Below are 1,717 nucleotides of genomic sequence, written 5' to 3'. Positions count from 1 at the left end.
CACCCCCACCACGGACTCCAGACCCACACCCCGGGCCACCAGCAACCGCGCCAGACGATTCGCACGCGCATCCAACTCCGCATACGACACCTCGACACCCTCGAACACCACAGCAACCGCATCCGGCGTCCGCGCCACCTGCGCCTCGAACAACTCCGGCACAGTGACCTGCGGCATCTCAACCGCCGTGTCGTTCCACTCCACCAACAGCCGGCGCCGCTCAGCCTCACCCAGCACATCCACCGCGCTGAGCGACCGGTCCGCGCCACCCTCCAGCGCTTCCTCAAGCGCGGACACCAGACCCTCGACAGCCGTGCCCACCATCGCCAGCACAGCTTGCGCGTCGATCGGAGCAACAGCGTCCACCGTGAGGCGCAGGCTTTCGCCGTCGTCGTCGACAGACATGGTCAGGGGGTAGTTGGTGCGCTCACGGGAGAACAGCACCCCCATGCCCTCGCCGACCCCGGCGACATCCCGGCTGAGGCCGACGTTGTGGCGGTAGTTGAACATCGAGGTGAACAGGGGCGCGTCGCCCTGCACACCACTGGCACGCTGCGCCAGAACAAGTGGCGCGTGCTCGTGCTCCAGCAGACCCGCCAGCTGGTCACGCATCGCCGCGACCGCCGACAGGGCGGTGGTCTCCTCCACCCTCATCCGCACCGGCAGGGTGTTCATGAAGGGACCGGGCACCCGGTCCGCACCAGCGCCGGCGTTCATGCGCCCGAACAGGACCGTGCCGAAGACCACGTCGTCCCGGCCGCTGAGCGCACCCAGCACCCGCGCCCACGCCACATGCATCACCGTGGCCGGGCTCACACCCAGCCGCTGCGCCGCCTCGCGCAGTCGGCCCCCGAGAACCGACGGGACGTCCCGCCGTGCCTCCGCCGAGTCCATGCCGTCTCCGTGGGCGTCCACCAGGCCGTACGGCGCGGTGGGCTCGTCGACGTCGCCCAGCAGCTCGGCGAAGTACCGCTCGTGCGCGGCCCGCTCCACCCCGTCACGCGCCTGCGCCACGAAGTTGCGGAACGGCAGCGGAGAAGGCAGCTCCTCCTCCCGGCCGGAGAGGAGCGTCTCGACCTCGCTCAGCAGGAGTTCCAGGCCCGTGTGGTCCTGGATCATGTGATGCACGCGGACCAGCAGCAGCCGGCGGCCGTCCGCGACAGCCGCCGCGTGCCGGCTCGCGCAGGCCCTCCCACACGATGGCCGTGCGCAGGATGTCGTGCCGGTCCATGACCTTCTGAAGCGCTCACGTTCGCCGCGCCGCCCTCGACGGTGGCGACGACCCGCTCGACCTCCTCGGCGGTCAGGTCCACCAGCGGCAGCATCTCCGGCGTGATCGCCCGCGCACCCTCAGGAATGGCATTGGGCGGTACGACGACACTCTTCGCCCCGGACGCGGCAGCAGCCAGCTGTGCCACCGTCGGCGAGTCGAACAGCGCCCGCACCGGCACCGAGACCCCTTGACGACGGAGCAACTCCACCAGCCGGACCACAAGCAGCGAGTGGCCGCCCAGCGCGAAGAAGCTGTCGTCGACGCCGACGCTGTCCACGCCGAGGACCTCGGCGAACGCGGCACAGAGGATCTCCTCGCGGACCGTCGACGGCCTACGGCCGGAACTGGTGGTGTACTCGGGTGCGGGCAGGGCCTTGCGGTCGAGTTTGCCGTTCACCGTCAACGGCAGCTCGTCCAGCACCACGACCGCGGCCGGGACCATGT

2 protein-coding genes are annotated in these 1,717 nt (G+C 70.4%); both read right to left on the bottom strand.

The features are described from left to right. On the bottom strand, positions 1-1,119 hold a 1,119-nt coding region (locus IH50_RS38330; protein WP_030872938.1), incomplete at its 3' end, for a condensation domain-containing protein. Next, positions 1,116-1,717, bottom strand: a 602-nt coding sequence (locus IH50_RS43260) for a phosphopantetheine-binding protein (RefSeq protein WP_030872935.1), incomplete at its 5' end; no start/stop codon positions are given. The genes IH50_RS43260 and IH50_RS38330, both read right to left, overlap by 4 nt.

It is taken from the genome of Streptomyces sp. NRRL S-37 (genome assembly GCF_000721605.1).
GTDB lineage: Bacteria > Actinomycetota > Actinomycetes > Streptomycetales > Streptomycetaceae > Streptomyces.
Note: the sequence above shows the minus strand (reverse complement) of the source record. Positions and strands in the feature narration are given on the sequence as shown.